Below are 2,506 nucleotides of genomic sequence, written 5' to 3' on the forward strand. Positions count from 1 at the left end.
GGCCACCCCGCCCCGGCGGGCCGGGGCAGCGGGCGCGCGGCCGGTGCGGGGAACTCCACGCGGATCCCGGCCGCCAGTTCCGCCCGGCGCCGCCGGGTCACCGCCAGCCGGTCGGCGAGCCCCTGGTACGCCTGCCGGGCCCGCTCCACCTCGCCACCGAGCGCCACGATCTCCCGGTCGAGCCGGATCACCTCCGCCGCGGGCGGGTACGGTGGCCGGCCGCAGCCGGAGCAGCCGGAGCCGAGATCGGCGGGCGCGCCGCAGGCGGGACAGGGGTAGCCGGTGTCTTCCACCCGGCCATCATGGACAGGCCGGAGAGCCGCCGACCAGAGTGCGCGTACTCAGGGCCGGGTGTGCTCGTGCACCCAGGTGGCGTAGGCCGGGTCGCTCTCCACCCGGGTCACCAGGATCTCCGGCACCTCGTACGGGTGGCTGGCCCGGACCTGCTCGACCAGCGCCGCCGCCCGGTCCGGGGCGGTCTTGAACCGCACCTCCCACTCGGTGCTGGTCTCCACCCCGGAGCGCCACCAGTAGGTGCTGTCGACCTGGCCGCCGACCTGCGCGCAGGCCGCCAGCCGCCCGGCGACGGCAGCGGCCGCCAGCACGTCGGCGACCGACCGGGCGTCCACCACCGTCGTCACCACGCAGATCTGGTCCACGACCGCACCCTACGCGGCGGCGTCCCGGTTGGCAGCGATCCATCCGTCGATGCGTGCCCACCAGTCGAAGAGCCAGTCGATGCGTTCCCGCCGGCCGGTGGGGACGTCCTCCGGCGGCACCGACCAGAACCGCATCACGATCCGTTTGTCCATCGGCAGTTCCCGCCATACGTCGGCGACGGTGAGCATCCGGTCCAGCCCGGTGTGCGCCACGAAGATCACACCGGCGTCCGGGGCCGCCTCCAGCGCCGCGAGCAACCCGCCCGGCCGCGGGGCGACCACGTGCCGCATCTGCTCGGCGCGCAGCGCCATCCGCTCCAGGCCGAGGGACCGCAGCCGGGCGATGGCCCGCAGCCGGCGCTTCGGGGTGAAGTTGCCACCCTCCGGGAAGATCACGAAGGCGTCGTCGTCGTCCAGGCCGGTGGCCAGGTGCCCGATCTGCTCGGTCACCGATCCCCGGCCGTCCGGGCCGGGCGCGAGGAAGCGGTTCGGCAGCCGGTTGAGCAGCACGTCGATCGCTGGATCCCACTGCAGGCTGTCCTTGAGCACGATCCGCGGCTCCCGCTTGAACCAGTTCACCAGGGCATGGATCAGGATGAACGAGTCACCCGGGCCGGCGTGCCGGCTGAGCACCAGCTCCGGCCGGCCGGGCAGCGCGGTGTCCGGGTCGGTGCCGACCACGTCGATGCGCAGCCGCAGCGCCCACCGGGCCTGCCAGAACAGCACCCGCAGGAACCAGCCGGCAAGCAGGTAGTGCGCCCGCTGGAAGGCCGGGGCCTGCCCTCGCCAGCCGAAGCCGGAGGCGACCCAGAGCACGAAGAGCGCGAGCAGCGCCGCCGCGTCCCACACCAGGTAGACGCAGCCGATCCAGAGCAGCCGCAGCGGCCGGAACCGGCCCGGGACCAGCGGCGACACGGCCGCCGCCAGCAACGCCCAGGCCGGCAGCGTGGTCACCACCAGGGCGGCGAGCAGCACCACGCCGGGGGCCAGGAGCAGCCGGCGTACCCACCGGGGCGGCAGTGGCATCAGCGGTCCAGCTGGGTGGCCAGGTAGCGCCGGGAGGCGGTGTAGGCGCGGCTGATCCGCCGCCCCACCGCCGCCCTGTCGCGGTACGCCCAGGGCGTGTCGTCGCGCGGCTCCAGCCCACCGGTCGGCAGCACGTGCACCTCCACCCCGTCGGGCAGCGCCGCCATCTCCCGCGCGAACCGGTGCCGTCGGGCGATCTCGAACGCCACCTGGGCTATCTCCCAGGGCCGGCGGGGCGGGCTGAGCTCCCGCTCGATGCGCCCCACCTGGAGTACGAAGATCTGCGCGGCGCCCGCGGCGACCGCCTCGCCGATCGGGATCGAGTTGACGATCCCGCCGTCGATGTAGTGCTGGTCGCCGATCCGCGACGGCGGCAGCAGCCCCGGTACGGAGGCGGAGGCGAGCACCGCCGGCACCACCGGCCCACTGTGGAACCAGTACTCGGCGGCCCGCTCGATGTTCGCCGCGCAGCACCGGAACGGCACCCGCAGGTCGGCGAAGGTGGTCTCCGCGCCCAGCTCGCTCTCCAGGAGTTTGCGCAGCGGCCGGGGCGAGTGGAGGTGGGTCCGGGCGGCGAACCTGCGCAGTTGGCGGGCCACCGAGTCGCCGTACACCTCGCTCGCCTCCGGCGAGGACCAGAGCCGGACCAGCCGGTCGGTGACCGCCTCGGAGGGGTCGGCGGCGACCAACGCGCCGTTGACCGCCCCGATCGAGGTGCCGAGCACCATGTCGGGCCGGATGGCGGCGCGGAACAGGGCCCGCAGCATGCCCACCTCGACCGCGCCGAGAACTCCCCCACCCCCGAGCACGAACGCCACCGG

General features: G+C 74.7%; 4 protein-coding genes. All 4 read right to left on the reverse strand.

Annotated elements, in window-relative coordinates; all coding sequences use genetic code 11:
• On the reverse strand, positions 1 to 293 hold a 293-nt coding region (locus tag C1I99_RS31120; RefSeq protein WP_199562461.1), incomplete at its 3' end, for a hypothetical protein.
• A 48-nt stretch (positions 294 to 341) separates the two neighbouring features.
• A complete protein-coding gene (cutA, locus tag C1I99_RS31125; RefSeq protein WP_111137711.1) occupies positions 342 to 659 on the reverse strand; it encodes a divalent-cation tolerance protein CutA in 318 nt (105 codons plus the stop codon).
• 9 nt (positions 660 to 668) lie between these two features.
• A complete protein-coding gene (locus tag C1I99_RS31130) occupies positions 669 to 1,685 on the reverse strand; it encodes a 1-acyl-sn-glycerol-3-phosphate acyltransferase (RefSeq protein WP_111137712.1) in 1,017 nt (338 codons plus the stop codon).
• The coding region (locus tag C1I99_RS31135) for a patatin-like phospholipase family protein (protein WP_233512819.1) at positions 1,685 to 2,506 on the reverse strand (822 nt) is incomplete at its 5' end. The genes C1I99_RS31130 and C1I99_RS31135, both read right to left, overlap by 1 nt.

Source organism: Micromonospora deserti (genome assembly GCF_003236335.1).
In the GTDB taxonomy this organism is placed as follows: domain Bacteria; phylum Actinomycetota; class Actinomycetes; order Mycobacteriales; family Micromonosporaceae; genus Micromonospora; species Micromonospora deserti.